Annotated in this window: 17 protein-coding genes; 2 read left to right on the plus strand and 15 right to left on the minus strand. The window is 37.5% G+C overall.

What is annotated here, in order from left to right:
- Positions 1 to 121: 121 nt before the first annotated feature.
- The 8 genes from IGJ46_RS06955 to tyrS all read right to left on the minus strand — a co-directional run bounded on the left by IGJ46_RS06955 (position 122) and on the right by tyrS (position 7,743).
- A complete protein-coding gene (locus tag IGJ46_RS06955; RefSeq protein ID WP_002374713.1) occupies positions 122 to 1,906 on the minus strand; it encodes an ABC transporter ATP-binding protein in 1,785 nt (594 codons plus the stop codon).
- Positions 1,906 to 3,657 (minus strand): ABC transporter ATP-binding protein, encoded by a 1,752-nt coding sequence (locus tag IGJ46_RS06960; RefSeq protein WP_218391113.1) that lies wholly within the window; start codon positions 3,655 to 3,657, stop codon positions 1,906 to 1,908. The genes IGJ46_RS06955 and IGJ46_RS06960 overlap by 1 nt, the downstream gene beginning before the upstream one ends.
- Before the next feature lie 197 nt (positions 3,658 to 3,854).
- The gene (locus IGJ46_RS06965; protein ID WP_002357397.1) at positions 3,855 to 4,073 is read right to left on the minus strand and encodes a YneF family protein; all 219 of its coding nucleotides are present in this window, start codon (positions 4,071 to 4,073) and stop codon (positions 3,855 to 3,857) included.
- A gap of 193 nt (positions 4,074 to 4,266) precedes the next feature.
- Positions 4,267 to 5,160 carry a deoxyribonuclease IV gene (locus tag IGJ46_RS06970; protein ID WP_002361913.1) on the minus strand — a complete coding sequence of 298 codons (894 nt, stop codon included), beginning with the start codon at positions 5,158 to 5,160 and terminating at the stop codon, positions 4,267 to 4,269.
- A gap of 10 nt (positions 5,161 to 5,170) precedes the next feature.
- Positions 5,171 to 5,638: a DUF1801 domain-containing protein gene (locus IGJ46_RS06975; RefSeq protein ID WP_002369299.1), complete on the minus strand. Its 468-nt coding sequence runs from the start codon at positions 5,636 to 5,638 to the stop codon at positions 5,171 to 5,173.
- The gene (locus IGJ46_RS06980; RefSeq protein WP_218391115.1) at positions 5,638 to 6,300 is read right to left on the minus strand and encodes a YdeI/OmpD-associated family protein; all 663 of its coding nucleotides are present in this window, start codon (positions 6,298 to 6,300) and stop codon (positions 5,638 to 5,640) included. The genes IGJ46_RS06975 and IGJ46_RS06980 overlap by 1 nt, the downstream gene beginning before the upstream one ends.
- Positions 6,297 to 6,476 carry a hypothetical protein gene (locus tag IGJ46_RS06985; protein WP_002365741.1) on the minus strand — a complete coding sequence of 60 codons (180 nt, stop codon included), beginning with the start codon at positions 6,474 to 6,476 and terminating at the stop codon, positions 6,297 to 6,299. The genes IGJ46_RS06980 and IGJ46_RS06985 overlap by 4 nt, the downstream gene beginning before the upstream one ends.
- Positions 6,477 to 6,480: 4 nt before the next feature.
- The gene (tyrS, locus tag IGJ46_RS06990; protein WP_002357324.1) at positions 6,481 to 7,743 is read right to left on the minus strand and encodes a tyrosine--tRNA ligase; all 1,263 of its coding nucleotides are present in this window, start codon (positions 7,741 to 7,743) and stop codon (positions 6,481 to 6,483) included.
- 184 nt (positions 7,744 to 7,927) lie between these two features.
- Between tyrS and IGJ46_RS06995 the strand changes: the two genes are divergently transcribed.
- Positions 7,928 to 10,342 (plus strand): transglycosylase domain-containing protein, encoded by a 2,415-nt coding sequence (locus IGJ46_RS06995; RefSeq protein WP_218391116.1) that lies wholly within the window; start codon positions 7,928 to 7,930, stop codon positions 10,340 to 10,342.
- Positions 10,343 to 10,446: 104 nt separating this feature from the next.
- Here the strand turns inward: IGJ46_RS06995 and ccpA are convergent, their stop codons facing one another.
- Positions 10,447 to 11,448 (minus strand): catabolite control protein A, encoded by a 1,002-nt coding sequence (ccpA, locus tag IGJ46_RS07000; protein ID WP_002357319.1) that lies wholly within the window; start codon positions 11,446 to 11,448, stop codon positions 10,447 to 10,449.
- A gap of 214 nt (positions 11,449 to 11,662) precedes the next feature.
- Between ccpA and IGJ46_RS07005 the strand changes: the two genes are divergently transcribed.
- Entirely contained in the window at positions 11,663 to 12,766 is a 1,104-nt protein-coding gene (locus tag IGJ46_RS07005; protein WP_218391118.1) for an aminopeptidase P family protein, read from the plus strand.
- 120 nt (positions 12,767 to 12,886) lie between these two features.
- Here the strand turns inward: IGJ46_RS07005 and IGJ46_RS07010 are convergent, their stop codons facing one another.
- The 6 genes from IGJ46_RS07010 to hprK form a co-directional block, all read right to left on the minus strand.
- The gene (locus tag IGJ46_RS07010) at positions 12,887 to 13,474 is read right to left on the minus strand and encodes a YtxH domain-containing protein (protein WP_002381831.1); all 588 of its coding nucleotides are present in this window, start codon (positions 13,472 to 13,474) and stop codon (positions 12,887 to 12,889) included.
- Positions 13,475 to 13,489: 15 nt separating this feature from the next.
- Positions 13,490 to 13,921: a DUF948 domain-containing protein gene (locus tag IGJ46_RS07015; protein WP_002357316.1), complete on the minus strand. Its 432-nt coding sequence runs from the start codon at positions 13,919 to 13,921 to the stop codon at positions 13,490 to 13,492.
- Between the two features lie 177 nt (positions 13,922 to 14,098).
- Positions 14,099 to 14,995, minus strand: coding sequence for a UTP--glucose-1-phosphate uridylyltransferase GalU (gene galU, locus IGJ46_RS07020; RefSeq protein ID WP_002357314.1), 897 nt, complete (start codon positions 14,993 to 14,995; stop codon positions 14,099 to 14,101).
- Between the two features lie 11 nt (positions 14,996 to 15,006).
- The gene (locus IGJ46_RS07025; RefSeq protein WP_002357312.1) at positions 15,007 to 16,029 is read right to left on the minus strand and encodes an NAD(P)H-dependent glycerol-3-phosphate dehydrogenase; all 1,023 of its coding nucleotides are present in this window, start codon (positions 16,027 to 16,029) and stop codon (positions 15,007 to 15,009) included.
- A gap of 68 nt (positions 16,030 to 16,097) precedes the next feature.
- Positions 16,098 to 16,931 (minus strand): prolipoprotein diacylglyceryl transferase, encoded by an 834-nt coding sequence (lgt, locus tag IGJ46_RS07030; RefSeq protein ID WP_002381830.1) that lies wholly within the window; start codon positions 16,929 to 16,931, stop codon positions 16,098 to 16,100.
- A 17-nt stretch (positions 16,932 to 16,948) separates the two neighbouring features.
- On the minus strand, positions 16,949 to 17,884 hold the full coding sequence (gene hprK, locus IGJ46_RS07035; protein WP_002357309.1) for an HPr(Ser) kinase/phosphatase: 936 nt from the start codon (positions 17,882 to 17,884) through the stop codon (positions 16,949 to 16,951).
- Between the last annotated feature and the right edge of the window lie 63 nt (positions 17,885 to 17,947).

Below are 17,947 nucleotides of genomic sequence, written 5' to 3' on the forward strand. Positions count from 1 at the left end.
TTCATATCATACCATTTCTATTCTTTTTTGCAATTTAAAGAGCTACAAAGACACCTAGAATTAGGAATTTCCTAACACTAAATGCCTTTGTTTGGGTTATTTAACTCTTTCTATTGTTACGTTAAACTTCCGTACTTTGTAACTGATACATATCCGCATAAAGGCCACCTTCTGCCAGTAACGTTTCGTGCGTTCCTCGTTCTACAATCTGCCCTTTGTCTAAAACTAAAATCAAGTTTGCGTCACGAATCGTCGAAAGGCGATGCGCAATCGCAATTGTCGTTCTCCCTTGACGCATTTTGGCTAATCCTTCTTGAATCAATCCTTCTGTTTCTGTATCAATATTAGCGGTTGCTTCATCTAAAACTAAAATTTTGGGATCAGTCACAATCGTTCGTGCAAACGAAATTAATTGACGTTGCCCGCTAGAATAACTCGCTCCTCGTTCAATGACTTTCGCATGATAGGTATTGGGTAACGTGTGAATAAATTTATCTGCCTGAACAAATTCCGCAGCCTGTTTAATTTGCTCATCTGTAATATTGGGATTCAGTAAACGGATATTTCCAGCAATATCTCCATAAAACATGAAAGCGTCCTGTAATACTAAGCCCATCTTTTCCCGTAATTCTGTCATGGGAAAATCACGAATGTCACGATCATCAATTAAAATCTGCCCTTCATAAAATTCATAGAAACGCATGAGTACATTAATAATTGAACTTTTACCACTTCCTGTATGACCGACTAAAGCGACGGTTTCCCCGGGATTTGCGACAAAGCTAATATTTTTCAATACTTCGTTTTTGCCGTCATAAGAAAAAGTAACATTGCGAAATTCAATTTTCCCGCGAATAATTTCCCCATTCGCACCTACTGATTGTTGCGGCGTTAATTCTTCCGTATCCATAATTTTTAAAATACGGCTACCTGCGACAATCCCATCTGTAAAGATACTTAGGAAGTCCATCATTTGCGTCATCGGATTAAAAAAAGCTTGGACATACGTTACAAAAGCATAAATCATCCCCGCTTCTACAGGAGAATGTAAAGCATCGATGCCAAACATAGTTAAGGCCAATGCAATCGCTAACGTATACAACAAATTAATGATGGGACTTAATAATAACGAATTCATACGAATCATTGCTACTCGTGTTTTTAAATAATCATCATTGGTTTCCTCAAATTCTTTTTCCAAACGCTTTTCTTGGCGAAATTGTTGAATGATTTGCATACCAGAGATGTATTCATTTAGTTTGGTGTTTAATTGACTTAATTTTTCCCGCATACTGCGATATAATTTTGAACTAAATTTTTGGTAATACCAAATCACAACTAATAAAATCGGCAAGAAAATTAGACAATAAAATGAGATTTCTGGACTGAGTTGAAACATTGCAAAAAATGACGAGATTACGGCAAAAATTCCTGTAATCACCATTAGGAATACATACCAGAATTCAAACAATGTTTCTGTGTCATTTGTAACACGAGACACCGTCGAACCCGCTGGTGTTTGATCAAAATAACGCATACCTAAAGTGTGTAATTTTTCAAATAATTTCACTCGTATATATTGATACGTTTTTAAAGAAGCCATCGAATACAAATACCATTGGAAAAACCAAACAATACTTTTGACAATGACACCAAAGAAATAAATAGCAGCAAAAGTTAGAATCACTTGCATTGTAGCAGTTTTAGGCGTTAAATAATTATCCATAAAAACTTGAATGACTCTAGGCAAAAGAATATTGATAATTGATAAGCCAAATGCAAAGAGAATAGCTGTGTAAAACATGCGTCGAAACGGTTTGGCAAAACGAAACAAACGCTGAACAATCGTTAATTGTTCTTTCAGCGGTAACTCTCTGGACCATTCGGATTGATACTTTTCTTCCATTAACTCTCACTCCCTTCAATTTTCGCTTCTAATTGCTGTTTTTTCCACATCCGCTGATACCAACCCTTCTGAGCCAGTAACTCTGGATGCGTCCCCCGTTCAATAATTTTCCCTTCATCCAACACTAAGATTTCTTTTGCATGCATGACACTACTTAAACGATGCGCTGTAATGATAGTGGTTTTTTCTTGGCGCGTTTCTTTTAGGTTTGATAAAATCGCCTCTTCAGTCTTCGCATCGACTGCAGATAAGGCATCGTCTAAAATTAACAATTCTGGTTCAACAATCAAGGCCCGTGCAATAGAAATCCGTTGTTTTTGTCCTCCAGAAAGCGAAACGCCACGTTCCCCAACCATTGTGTCATAGCCTTCAGGGAATGCTTTAATTTCTTGGTTAATAAATGCTAATGCTGCCGCTTGTTCAACTGCTGCTTGTTCCAAGTGTGGTTTAGCAAAACGAATGTTATCTCGTACCGTCATGGAAAAGAGAAAATGGTCCTGTGGCACGTACCCCATTGCACCCATCAATGCATCTAATGTGTAATTTTTAATGTTATGTTTTCCAAAGAAAATCGTTCCTTGGTATTGGTCATATTCACGCATCAACAATTTCAAAATAGTGGTTTTACCAGCGCCTGTTTTGCCAACAATCCCCAAGGTTTCTCCTTCTTGCAACGAAAATTGGATATTTTCCAACGCCACCGTCTCTTCTTTTGGATAAGAAAAAGAATCAATCTTCATTGAAATTGTCCCTTGCGCCATTGTTTTGATGGCATCTTTTCGTTCGATAATATGCGTTTTTTCATGTAATAATTCGTTCACACGATCGTAACTAGCATTCCCACGTTCTAACACATTAAATAAGCGCCCAATCGCAAACATTGGCCAAACTAGCATCCCAATATAGGCAATGAAAGAGACCAACTGACCTAAACTAATCGTTCCTTCCATGATGAAACGACCACCAATAATAATTGTCAAAACATAAGAAACACCAATAATCAGCGTAATAAACGGATCAAATAGTGCATCTAAAAAGTTCGTTCGTTTATTTTTGACGATAGCATCATCAATTTTCTCTGTAAAATCAGCAAGATCTTCTTTTTCTTGCCCAAATGTTTTAATGACTTTAATTCCAGTGATACTTTCTTGTGTTTTATCATTAATCGCTGAAAAAGCAGCTTGTGAATCTCGAAAGGCATCATGCAACTTAGAACCTAAAACTCGTGAAGTGACGGCTAATAAAGGCAGCGGTAATAAAGCAATTAATGTTAAGCGCCAATCGACAAATAGAACCATTGCGATAATCGTTGTTCCTCCCGTAATCACAGAGTCGGCAAACGTTAAAATCCCAGCTCCAGCCACATTTTGGATGGCATTTAAATCATTGGTTGCATGCGCCATCAAGTCACCTGTCCGATATTTCTGATAAAAGATGCTATCCATTTTTGTGAAATGATGAAATAATTGAGTCCGTAGCTCTTTTTCCAAACGAGCCGCACTCCCCCAAATATGCATCCGCCAAATATAGCGAAAAAGATATTGGGCAAGCCCAGCACCAATCAAGAGTGCAACCCACACGATAATTTTCGTTAAGCGAATTTCTTTGTTAACGATTTCATCTACAACGACGCCAATAACTTTGGGCGGGACTAATTGAACAAGAGCGACCATCATTAATGAGAAAACCCCAATAATATAACTTTTTTTCTCTTGCTTAAAAAACCAGCCTAATTTTTTGAATATGGACATTCAGTTGTCCCTCCTTTTACTTTGTTGTTCTACGAAGACTACTTTCGAGCTAGAAGGTTTCTTCGTTATTGTTGTTTTTGATTAAACGTTTCGCTCTTTTCCTCCTAGATTATCCTATTCTCCCGCAAAACAACAAAAAAACGGACTGAAAATCAGCCCGTTTTTACACTTATTCATGATTACCTGAATAACCTTTACTATTTTCCTTGGTTTTTCATTTGTTGCATCATTTGTCTAACCTTTTTCTCTGACGGTTTTTGACCCATTGATGCCATCATCATGCGTAACATATCCTCATTAACGGGAGGATTTTTTTTGAAATAATCTTGCATATATTTGCGTGCAAGGAAAAAGCCCCCTGCAGCGCCTACTAATAAAGCGATTACTGCGATTAATACTACCCAACCTGTTGCCATTGAAACTCTCTCCTCTCCGTATAGTTTTGCTCTCAATGAATTATTTTACTAGAAATAGCAAAAAAAGAAAAGTTCTTTTTGCGGGATTTCTCTTAAATAATGAAAAAAGTCTGATTTTTTTGCAAAATAGTGATTAAAAGTCAAAAATATACGCTCTTAAATGTCAATAGGACCTTTAAGAGCGATTGTTGCTTCAGTTTTGTCCTTGAATTTTTTCTAATAATTCTGGATCAAATGTTTGATTTTTTAACATCGCAATTTCAAAGCCGTAAGGGGCCTTTTTATTTTTTTTGTCTTCTCCGACATAAGGTGTTTCTAAAATTTTTGGTAAAGCAGCTAATTTTTCATGGTGAACCACACCGTTTAAAGCTTCAAAACCAATAGTGCCAAAGCCAATATTGGCATGACGATCTTTATGTGAGCCCATAGGATTTTTAGAATCATTCACATGAATAACTTTTAAACGATCCAATCCGATAATTTTATCAAATTCAACTAATACGCCATCAAAATCATCTTTTACATTATACCCTGCATCATTAATGTGGCAAGTATCCAGAGTGACAGAAAGCTTATCATTTAGCGTAACTCCGTCAATAATCGCAGCTAGTTCGTCAAACGTACGGCCGATTTCGGTTCCTTTACCAGCCATTGTTTCTAAAGCGATTTGAGGGATTTGCTCTTTCCACAAGACTTCGTTTAGACCTTTAACAATTTGTTTAATGCCGGCTTCTGGACCTGCACCAACATGCGCACCTGGATGTAACGTGATTTGCGTTGCTCCCAACGCTTGTGCTCGCTCAATTTCTTGACGCAAAAAGTCTACGGCAAAACCGAAATTTTCCGTTTTAATTGTATTACCTAAATTAATAATATACGGGGCATGAACGACGATATTACTTAAATTGTGTTCCTTCATAAAAGCTTGCCCAGCTTCAATATTCATTTCTTCAATCGGTTTCCGACGCGTGTTTTGTGGCGCACCTGTATAAATCATAAAGGTTGTTGAGCCATAACTAGCCGCTTCCTCGGCAGAGCCTAATAGCATTTTCTTGCCACTCATACTAACGTGTGATCCTAATAACATGTGGTTCCTCCTAATAATTCTTCTTTTTCTTTTGGTAGTGTTGATACTGTTGCAGCCATTCTTCTAGTGTGATTTTTGTTACTAATTCGCCAATTAGTTCATAGGGTATTCGCTTAGGATTAGTGAAGCGAAGACAACTTTTCCCCATGTTTAGCTTTGTTGACACTTGTTCCTGATAGGCTTCTTGAAACCAACTTCGGACGGCTTCATTTCCCATTAATCCCATGTGATATAAAGCTACTTGCCTTTTAGTAGCGCCTAAGCTGATAAATGGTAACGGTTCATCACCACGGTTAAGATAGCCTTCTGGAAATACTGAAAGCGGCACAACAAAGGTTGGCATGCCATATTGCATTGTTAATTCAAATCCTGCTGGCAAATTTTGCGAAACGACATCTAATACTTGCTGATAAGCAATTCGCCAGTTTGGTTCAACTGTTTCGATGTATGCTGTAACTGTTTCAATTGACTGCGCCATTATTTCTTCCTTTGCTGATAAAGCGCTTTGGTTTTATAGCCTTCTTTTAAAATGACTAACATTTCAGTTTGCCGCTTTTTCCGTGTCTCCGCTCGCTTTGCACTAAATACATACCGCGCCCACTCTTTTTGATAACCAGGCGTTAATGCAGCGAATGTCGCTGCAGCAGCTGGTTCTGTTTGTACCAACGCTTCAATTTCCGGTAAATATTGAACATAATCCCCAACAGCAGAACTGGTCTGATTCTTCGCTAGCTTTTTAAGAACATTCTTCATGCCGACAACCGTAAAAGTCTCATCTAAACTAACCATGCGATTAAATTTTAAGGTTGAGCCTTTAATATACCCATCTGCCTCGTTTACTTGTAATGTTGGAAAAATTTCATCTCGGTGGACAAAAGTTGGATACATTTTATTGCCTTTTTTCGGATAAGCCACATATAACAACCCATTTTCTACTAAATGTTGACCTTCAATCACCATTGAAACAATCTCTTGAAATTCCGCCATCGTTTTCACAAATGCAAAAATCAGCTCAACTGGTTCTGAGGGTAATTGCTGCGCGGCTGAAACAAATTCAGATAGATACTCTGCCTGTGGTCTATTTAAAATAACTGGGTGCTGATACTTCGTTAAGTTTAACTTTTCGACAATTGATTTCATAACCTACTCCTTATAGCGACTGCACTTTTTATTCTAGCATAGCACAAGTTATCTGTAATTGAATATGCCCAATAGTAAAAAAGAGTTTTTTGTAACAGAATTAATCCCAATTTATCTTTTTTAAAAGCGAAAGCTTGGAACCTGTTGTCTAAACGACCTTCGTCCCAAGCTTTCATTTTTTTAGTATTTTAACAAGAAATATTTTTTCTTACCGCGACGAATCACAGTAAATTGTCCTTCGATTTTATCAGTTTCTGTCAATTCAGCTGCTAAATCTTGTCTACGTTCTCCATTGACGTAAATCGCTCCATTTTGAACATCTTCACGGGCTTGACGTTTGGATGGTTCTATTTTTGAGGTAACTAATAAGTCGACTAAACTTAATTGATCCTCTGGTTGCACCTCATACGTTGGTACATCTTTAAAGCCTTGTTTAATTTCTTCTGCTGTTAAGCTTTGGATATCTCCGCTGAACAACGCTTCTGAAATTTTAACCGCTTGATGATAGGCTGCTTCACCGTGGACTAAAGTAGTCACTTCTTTGGCTAACGCTTTTTGCGCAGCACGTTGACCTGGGTTCGCTGTAAATTCTTCTTCAATTGTTGCAATTTCATCCAATGTTAAGAAAGTAAAGTATTTCAAGAATTTCACGACATCACGATCATCTGTGTTAATCCAGAATTGATAAAATTCATATGGCGAAGTTTTTTCCGCATCTAGCCAAACTGCGTTTCCTTCTGTTTTACCAAATTTGGTACCATCTGCTTTTGTAATTAAAGGCATGGTTAAACCAAATCCTTGAACTTCTTGTTCTCGGCGTAATAATTCAATCCCTGAAGTAATGTTTCCCCATTGATCACTGCCGCCTAATTGCAATAAACAGCCTTCTGTTTCGTACAATTTCAAGAAATCATACGCTTGTAATAATTGATACGCAAATTCAGTATAAGAAATTCCTGTTTCGATTCGGCGTTTCACGCTTTCTTTACTCATCATATAGTTAATTGTAAAGTTTTTTCCCACATCACGTAAGAAATCAATTAACGAAAGCTCTCCAAGCCAATCATAGTTATTTGCTAGAATCGCTGGATTTTTTTCATCTTCAAAATCGATAAAACGTGACAACTGACCTTTAATACTTTCAGACCAAGCTTTCACTGTATCAAGTGTGTTTAAACTACGTTCTGCATCTTTGAATGATGGATCACCAATCATGCCTGTTCCGCCACCAACTAAAGCAATGGGCACATGACCATTTTGTTGGAAACGACGTAACATAAGAATTGGCAGTAGATGCCCGATGTGTAAACTGTCTGCCGTTGGATCAAAGCCGATATATAATTTAACAGATTCTTCATTTAATTGTTTTTGTAAGGCTTCTTCATCTGTGACTTGGTAGACCAACCCACGGGCTTTTAATTCTTCAAAAAAAGCTGAATTCATGATTTTCCTCCTATAGTAAAACATAATAATAGATCAAATTCCCCTATTCATAGTAACCGATTCTGTCACACTTGAAAAGTCAAAAAATGAGATTTCCCTATTTTCTCTTAAGTTTTTTCAACAAAAAATGGCAATTGGTGTAGAAACTATTCATAGAAGCTTTTTTTTGCTATAATAACACAGAATGTATCATTTTATTGAGGTGAAACTTTTGAAAAATAATTCAAGTAACAATAAGCAAAAACCAACGACCTCTTCTGGCGGCAATGTCTTTTTACTTATTTTAAATGTCATTATTCGCGTTTTTCAGTCATTAGTGGTTTTTGGGGTTATTCTGATTGTCTTAGGTGGCTCTCTTGGCTTAGGTATCGGAATGGGCTATTTTGCTTTTCTAGTTGAAGATACACAGCCCCCAACGAAGGAAGAATTGCAAAAAGAAATCAGTGATATTACCGAAGTGTCAAAAATGACTTACGCAGATGGTACTCCGATTGCTAACATCAAATCAGATTTAATTCGGACACGAATTAATGGCGATCAAATGTCTCCATTGCTAAAAAAAGCCATTATTTCAACAGAAGATGAATATTTTGAAGAACATCATGGGGTGGTACCAAAAGCGCTAGTTCGAGCGTTGATTTCTGATGCGACAGGTATCGGCGGTTCTTCTGGTGGTTCAACATTGACTCAGCAATTGGTCAAGCAACAGATTTTAACTGACGAAACGACTTTTAAACGGAAAGCCAACGAAATTTTATTAGCTTTACGTATTGAAAAATACTTTTCTAAGGACGAAATCGTGACAACTTATCTAAATGTCTCTCCTTTTGGTCGTAATAACAAAGGTGAAAATATTGCAGGCGTGGAAGAAGCAGCCAAAGGACTCTTTGGTAAAAGTGCCAAGGACTTGAATCTTCCTCAAGCGGCCTTTATCGCAGGACTTCCCCAAAGTCCCATTGTTTACACGCCCTATACTAACACTGGTGCCTTGAAAGACGATTTGTCTTTAGGAATGAAGAGAAAAGATTTTGTTCTTTTCAGTATGTACCGAGAAAAAGCTATTTCGCAAAAGGAATATGAAGAAGCCAAAGCTTACGACTTGAAAAAAGACTTTTTACCAACTGAACAGGCCAATGTCAATACAGAAGGCTATCTATACTATACGGTGTTAGATAAAGCAGTTGAGATTGTCATGGATTTAGATATGAAAAAAGCTAAAGTTAATCGTGATGATTTAGATCAAGTTGGTTTAGATCAATATGAAGAACAAGCACGTCGCGAAATCCAGTCGCAAGGCTATACAATCCAATCGACCATTGATCAGAACATTTATAACACGATGCAAACCGCTGTCGCAAATTATGGTTATTTGCTTGATGATGGAACTGCAGATGTCAATGGGAATACAATGATTGAAACTGGCAATATTTTAATGGATAACGCTACTGGTCGTATCCTTGGTTTTATCGGCGGCAGAAACTTCGATATTAATCAAAACAACCATGCCTTTAATGCCGATCGTCAAGTTGGTTCTACGATTAAACCAATTTCTGTCTATGGTCCTGCGATTGATCAAGGACTCATTGGTTCTGAAAGTCGTCTGGCCAACTACCCAACGACTTATGCTGATGGTCGTGAATTTGTGAACTCAACAACTGTGGATTTAAATCAATTCGTGACTGTTCGGAATGCCTTGAATTGGTCTTTCAATATCCCTGTCGTTCATGTTAATAATGAGCTAAGGAAAAAAATGGGTGATGATAATTTTTCTTATAATCACTACTTAAGCAAAATGAACTATCCAGCTTCAGATGCTTGGGCTTACGAATCTGCACCTTTGGGTCCAGTAGAAACAAATGTTGTAACTCAAACAAACGGTTTCCAAGCACTTGCTAACAAAGGCAAATATCAAAAAGCCTACATGATTGAAAAAATTACAGACAATAGCGGACATGTGGTCTACGAACACAAAGATGAAGGAACGCAAGTTTATTCACCGGCGACCGCTTCTATTATGAATGACTTGTTGCGTTCAGTGGTGGATTCTGCGAATACGACAAAATTCAAACCAACGTTAGCTGGCTTGAATCCTCATTTAGCCAGTGCTGATTGGGTCGGAAAAACTGGGACAACTGATGAGTTTAAAGATTCATGGCTGATTGTCTCTACTCCAACTGTGACACTAAGTTCTTGGACGGGACATGATCTACCAGCGCCAATGACGACGACCAGCGGCGACAATAACGGGAATTATATGGCGAACTTAGCTAATGCGCTGTACTATGCGAATCCAGAATTGTTTGGCATTGGTCAAAAATTTGAATTAGATCCAAGCGTTATTAAATCAAAAGTTTCTGAATTTACTGGTGAAAAGCCTGGCTCAATTACCTATAATGGTGCCAAGTTCAACACACCTGGCAAAACAACGACTTCATACTATGCCAAAGATGGTGCACCACAAAGTACCTATAAATTTGGGATCGGTGGAACAGACAGCAATTACGCTTCTTACTGGGGAAATCTTGCTCCACGTGCCACTACAAATAATAACAACAACAATAACAATAAAAACAACGATAATAAAAAGAATAATAATTAACTCGCTAAAATGAGCCAGAAAACGTATTTTTCTGGCTCATTTTTAGGTATCAAAAAAAGGCTAAACTAAGAGTTACCGCTCTTTGTTTAGCCGTTTAATTCAATTTATTTTGTTGAACCTTTTTGATCAATTCCATAAGGTAAAACAACTGTTTTTTCTTCAATTTCTTCTTTGTTCATTAGTTTTGTTAATAAGCGCATTGACACGGCACCGATATCATATAAAGGTTGTGTAATACTTGATAGACGTGGACGAGAGACTTCTGTAAGCAATGAGTTATTGCTTGTAATGATTTCAAATTCTTCTGGAACTTTCACACCAGCATCTAGCATCCCATCTAATAAACCAATCGCTAGCTCATCATCTGTAACAAAGGCAGCTGTTGCTCCACTGTTACGGACACGCTCAGCCAAATTAATACCTGCTTTAAATTTATATTCAGATTCAAAAACTAAGCCTTCATTATAAGACAAGCCATTTTCTGCTAAAGCTTCTTTGTAGCCTTTCATCCGGTTTTGACCATTAATTGGATCGATTAATGCACCACTAACAAAAGCAATTTTTTTGTTCCCATTTTTCGCTAAAGTCGCTGTTGCATCTTTCGTTGCTTCTGTGTAATCAATATTAACGCTACCGACTTGTTCGTCTGGATCAATTGAACCTGCTAAGACAACAGGTGTTTTTGAACGTGAAAATTCACCACGAATATCATCTGTAATGCGATGACCCATAAAGATAATCCCATCTACTTGCTTGGCAAGTAAATTGTTTAATACAGTAACTTCTTTTTGATCGTCTCCATCTGAATTAGCTAAAATGATATTGTATTTATACATTGTAGCCACGTCGTCAATGCCACGTGCTAATGAAGCAAAAAATGCATTACTAACATCTGGAATAATGACACCCACTGTTGTCGTTTTTTTACTTGCTAAACCACGTGCGACTGCGTTAGGACGGTAATCTAAGCGATCAATCACTTCTAAGACTTTTTTACGCGTTGCTGGTTTTACATTGGGATTACCATTGACAACACGAGAAACAGTAGCCATAGATACATTTGCCTCTCTAGCAACATCATAAATTGTAATTGTTTGTTTTTCCATGTTTCTTCTCCTATAAATATGAATTTGTTCTCATTTTCTGAAAACACTGTTTACATTTCTTTCCTAGCCTAGAATATCAAAATTCTTCTATTTTTGCAACCGTTTTATCGTTTTTTCATGAAAATTTACTTTCCATTTCAAAAGGAACTTTTTGTCATTTCATGTTATGATAGTACTGTGATTCACTTCAGAATAAAAGAAAGAAGGATGTTTTATGAATCAAGAAAAAATTGCCGATTTAAAAAATTGGATGCACCAAGAAAAGATTGACTTCACTTATATTAGTGATCCTGGTCATATCGCTTACTTTTCCGGTTACGAAAGCGAACCTCATGAGCGCGTGTTAGCTTTGTTTATCGCTGCGGACGATCAATCATTTTTATTTACACCTGCATTAGAAGTCGAAGATGCCGAAAAGAGTAGTTGGACTTATCCCGTTTATGGTTATTTAGATAGCGAAAATCCTTGGGAAAAAATTGCGGCTTTATTAAATAAACGGACACAAGGCACACCACGCTTTGCTTTAGAAAAACAAGCTCTTTCTTTAGCTCGTTTCGATCAATTGAAAACCTATTTCCCAGCTAGCGATTTTTCGCATGATGTTACGCCTTTAATTGAAAAACTTCAATTAATTAAAACAGAACCTGAAATTCAACGTTTACTAGAAGCTGGTAGTTGGGCTGATGTCGCTTTTGAGATTGGCTTCAAAGCAATTCAAGCAGCCGTTGCGGAACAAGAAATTGTTGCAGAAATCGAGTATCAATTAAAACGTCAAGGTATTCGCTCAATGAGTTTTGATACGTTAGTCTTAACAGGAAAAAACGGAGCTAGTCCTCACGGGGTACCTGGCGAAACAAAAATTGAGCCCCATGACTTAGTGTTATTTGATTTAGGTGTCGTTCATAATGGCTATTGTAGTGATGCCACACGAACAGTCAGCTACTTGGAACCTTCTGATTTCCAAAAAGAAATTTATGGAATTGTTTTAGAAGCACAATTAGCAGCAACTGAAGCGGTCAAACCTGGTGTTACAGCAGGCGAATTAGATGATATTGCTCGAGGTGTAATCACAAAAGCTGGTTATGGTGAATACTTTAACCATCGCTTAGGCCATGGCATTGGAACCACTGTCCATGAATACCCATCGCTGGTTCATGGCAATGATTTAGTCATTGAAGAAGGTATGTGTTTCTCTATTGAGCCCGGTATTTACATTCCTGGAAAAGTAGGCGTTCGTATTGAAGATTGTTTACACGTAACCAAAACAGGCTCCGAACCATTCACTAAGACAACCAAAGAATTGCAAATTATTGAATAGCATAAAAATAAAATGAGGCCATCAGTCAACCGGACTGATGGCCTCATTTCTAAATTTTAAGGTAAGCCGCTGAACAAAAGCAACACGATCCGTTGCTAACTTTCATAAGCTAAACGCTTGTTACCCTTTAAATTCTTTTTTTACGTCTTTCGCTGCATCTTTAACATCTTCTTTTGCTTCTGCAGCTTTTTCAGGAACATCTTTGGTGGTTTCTTTTGCTTCATCGACACCAGCAGAAACAGTTTCTTTGGCCGCTGCCGCAGAATCTTTAACGTCAATATAGATATCTTCTGCTGCATCTTCGGCAATTTCACCTAAATCTTCTGCGTGATCTTGAGCATCGTCAGCTGCTTTTTTAAATTGATCAGATAAATCACCTGTTTGTTTTTTAAAGTTATCAAGCATGTCGCCAGAAACACCTTGTGCTTTATCCAATGAATCTTTTGTTTTTTCTTTGACAGAACCTGCCAAATCAGAGGCTTGATCTGATAAAACGCCGGCTTTTTGTTTTGCGATTTCTGTTAATTCTGTTCCTTTTTGAACAGCATAATCTGTGTAATCTTGCGCTTTGTTTTTTAAATCATCTGTTTGATTTGATAAATCATCACGTAATTCTTTACCTGATTTTGGTGCAAGTAATAATGCGGCAACGGCTGCTGCTGTTCCACCAATTACTGCTCCTAAGAAAAATCCGCCTTTTTTAGCCATAAAAATCTCCTCCAATTAGTTATTTGTTTTTTTATTTTTTGAACGCATTGCTCTAAAAGCAGAACCGCCTACTTTACTCACTAAACCAGCTTTCGCTGTGCCTTTCCCTACGGTTCCTACCTTTGTAATCAAATGTTTACTTGAGGTGTTCAATTCAGAGACACTTTCGCTTAAATCAGCAACGGCCGTAAACAACGGATCAATCGTTGCCACTTTTTGATTCACATCTGTCAATAGTTCATTACTTTTAACAAGCAAGCCTTCCACTTGGCGACTCAATACATTCACATCGCTAGTCACGACTTTGATTGTTGTATTTGTTTCATCAATTGTATCTTCAATTTTTGAAACAACTTGAGAAACTTTATATAACACAAGTACTAAAAAGATGACTAAAACAACAAATGCTACCGCTGCAATTAAGGCAGCAATTTCCCCACCTGACATATCATTACTCCCCTCTGAAATTTTATTTATAATCTTAGGATAACACCAACTTATATTTTTCACAACTCATAAAGCTAAGAATGACAATTTATTTTATAAAATTCTCATGCCCTTTTCTTTAAGAAAAAAAGCGTAAAATTTCCTTCTAACGAATTGAAATTTTACGCTTATTTTTATTTATTTTTCTTTTGGTTGCTCTTTTTTCGCTAATTGAGCACCTAAATTAATAATGTATTCTCGTAAATTATCTTTTACTTCTGGATGAGTCAAACCATATTCAATGCTTGTTTTCATAAACCCAAATTTATCGCCAACGTCGTAACGTTCTCCTTTAAACTCACGAGCAAAAACGCGTTGTGTTTTATTTAAAGTGTCAATCGCATCTGTTAACTGAATTTCGTTACCAGCGCCTGGTTTTTGATTTTCAAGTACATCAAAAATTTCAGGGGTTAATAAATAACGGCCGATAATCGCTAAATCACTTGGTGCTTCCTCGGGTTTTGGTTTTTCAACAAAATTCTCGACATTGTATAGTCCTTTTTCGATTTCTTTTTCTGGGTTGATAATACCATATTTTGAAGTATCTTCATGGGGTACTTTCATTACCGCAATTGTCGAAGCATGTGTTTGTTCGTAATCATCCATTAATTGTTTCGTTAATGGCACTTTATCTTCCATTAAATCGTCGCCTAACATCACGACAAAAGGTTCATTGCCAACAAATGCTTTCGCTTGTAAAACAGCGTGTCCTAAGCCTTTCGGATGGGATTGACGAATAAAATGTAAATTAACATCCGTTGTTTCTTCGACTAATTTCAATAAATCGGTTTTATTTTTTTCTTTTAAATTATTTTCTAGTTCAACATTTGAATCGAAATGATCTTCAATCGGACGTTTGGCTTTGCCTGTCACAATTAAAATATCTTCGATTCCTGAAGCTAGTGCTTCTTCTACAATAAATTGAATCGTTGGTTTATCAACAATCGGTAACATTTCTTTTGCCATCGCTTTGGTAGCCGGCAAGAAACGTGTTCCTAACCCAGCTGCTGGAATAACTGCCTTTTTAACTTTCATCTTTTTTCCTCCTAAAAATCAAGTGTAAATTCGTTTTCGGTTTTGCCATCGCGCAACATGATTTCTTTTGCTGCTTGTTGTACATCTTCGTCATTGTACAAGACATTGTAGATTGTTTCTGTGATTGGCATTTCGACTTCTAGTTGTTGTGCCAATTCATAGGCTGCTTTAGTTGTTGAAACACCTTCCACAATCATGCCCATGTTTTCTAAGACTTCATCTAACTTATGGCCTTTTCCTAATAAATTACCCGCACGCCAATTTCGAGAATGGACACTTGTACAAGTAACAATTAAATCCCCAACACCACTTAAACCAATAAATGTTAATGGGTTTGCTCCCATCGCAACCCCTAAACGACTAATTTCTGCTAAACCACGAGTCATAATTGCCGCTTTGGCATTATCACCAAAGCCTAAGCCATGAATCGCTCCGGCGCCCAAAGCAATAATATTTTTTAAGGCCGCCCCTGTTTCTACACCAATCACATCATCATTCGTATAAATTCTAAAGTAATCATTCATAAACAACTCTTGCACATACACAGCGTCTGCTAAATTTTCGCTTGCTGCTGTAATGGTTGTGATGTCATGAACAGCGACTTCTTCTGCATGGCTTGGACCAGATAAAACCACAATCCCTTGCCGTTTTTCTGCTGGAATCTCTTCCGCTATCACTTCTGAAATCCGCTTATGTGTACCTTGTTCGAGCCCTTTACTTGCATGAATAATAATTGGTTTTGTTTTTAAATGTTGGGCCACTTCTTGTGCTACTGAACGAATGGCTTTAGTTGGTACCACAAACAGTACCGCATCCACATCTACTAAAGCAGTGGCTAAATCAGTGGTTGCCTGAATTGAAGTAGGTAAGATTAATTCTGGTAAATAATGTTTGTTGGTATGTTTTGTATTTATTTCATCGATTTGCTCTGGTTTATTTCCCCAAATACAGACCTCGTGTCCATTTTCGGCTAATACTTGAGCTAAAGCTGTCCCCCAGGAACCTGGACCTAAAACAGCGACTTTTTGTTTCATCGGTGAAACTCTCCTTTCGCTAAACAACGTTACTTCTTTAGTTTACCATATTCTTCAATCAAGTTGGATTAAGAAGTTGTTATTTTTTTCTTTTGTTTCTCCCGATTGTAAAATTTCAAATTGGGATTTCTTCTACGAACGATCACAATAACAATTGCTGCCACGAACATCACTAAAGACAACAATTGTGAGACACGAATGTTACTAAACGCATACAAACTGTCCATCCGTAAGCCTTCGATGAAGAAACGGCCGAAAGAATACCATATTATATAACCTAAAAAGACTTCGCCTTCTTTTAAAAAGTGTGGCTTTTTGCGTAATAACACTAAAACGATAAAGCCTAAAACATTCCAGACAGATTCATATAAAAATGTTGGTTGATGATATGTTCCGTTGATATTCATGTTATCAATGATAAACGTTGGTAAATGGAGATTTTCTAAAAATTGTCTGGTGGTCGCTGGCCCATAGGCTTCATGATTCATAAAGTTGCCCCAGCGACCAATTGCTTGCGCTAAAATCACACTTGGTGCGGCAATATCTAAAAAAGTCCATGTAGAAATGAAACGATGACGCGTAAAGAAAAACAGCGCCAGTCCCCCACCAATAAGACCACCATAAATCGCTAAGCCACCATTTCGAGTAAAGAAAATTTCAATCGGATTGTCTACATAATCTTGCCATTGAAAAGCGACGTAATACAAGCGCGCGCCAACAATTGCTGCAGGTAATCCCCAGAGCATAAAGTCAAAGACATCATCTTCTTTTAAACCAACACGAACGGCTTCACGACTACTTAGCCAAACAGCTAAAGCAATCCCTGAAACAATAATAATTGCATACCAATAGACGGGAATACCGAAAAGGCGAAATGCAATTGAATTTACTTGAGCTAACATCATCACATCTTCTCCTTCTATTCTCCTGAATTTTCTTCAATCAAACGGGTTAAGCGCTCTTCGAACGTTTTTGTTGCATCATAGCCCATTGTTTTCGCGCGGAAGTTCATTGCTGCTACTTCAATGATAATGGCCACATTTCGGCCGGTCTTAACAGGAATACGAATCTGAGGGACATCAACGTTAGCTATTTCAACCATTGCATCATCACTACCAAGACGATCATATTTCTTGTCTTTTTCCCATGCCTCTAAATAAACGACCAATTGAACTTGCATAAAGCCACGGACCGCACTAGCTCCAAACAGGTTCATGACGTCAATAATTCCGATACCACGAATTTCAATTAAATGCTGCAAAATTTTTGGTGGTTCTCCAACCACGGTTAATTCATCTTGCTGATAAACATCGACGCGATCGTCTGCGATTAGCCGATGTCCACGTTTAATAAGCTCTAAAGCTGTTTCACTTTTACCAATACCGCTATCTCCTTGAATCAAAACACCAAGTCCATAAACATCAACTAAAACTCCGTGGACACTTGTCCGAACAGCTAAACGGCCATCTAAATAACTGGATAGTTCCCCTAGTAAACGGGAAGTTGAAATCGGTGAACGTAATACAGAAACGCCATTTTCTTTTGCTGCTGTAATTAATTCTTCGGGGATTTCTAGTCCTCTGGATACTATAAAGGCTGGAGTATCTTTCGCACATAAACGGCGCATCACTAATAAACGCTCTTCAGGCATCATTCGTTCCGCAAAGGTAATTTCTTTGCTCCCAAATAATTGTAAACGGTCATGGGAATAATAATTAAAATACCCAGTTAATTCTAAACCTGGCCGGGAAATTTCACCAGTTTTAATTGTTCTATTTAAGCTTTCTTCATCTCCGTATACTACTTCTAAAGAAAGATTTTCTACCAGTTGATAAATCTTTACCACTTCTGTCATATCGAATGTCAGTCCTTTCTGCTACTTGTTATATTTTATCATTTAAAAATACAAGTTTCTAGC

Source organism: Enterococcus sp. AZ120 (assembly GCF_050546165.1).
GTDB lineage: Bacteria > Bacillota > Bacilli > Lactobacillales > Enterococcaceae > Enterococcus > Enterococcus faecalis.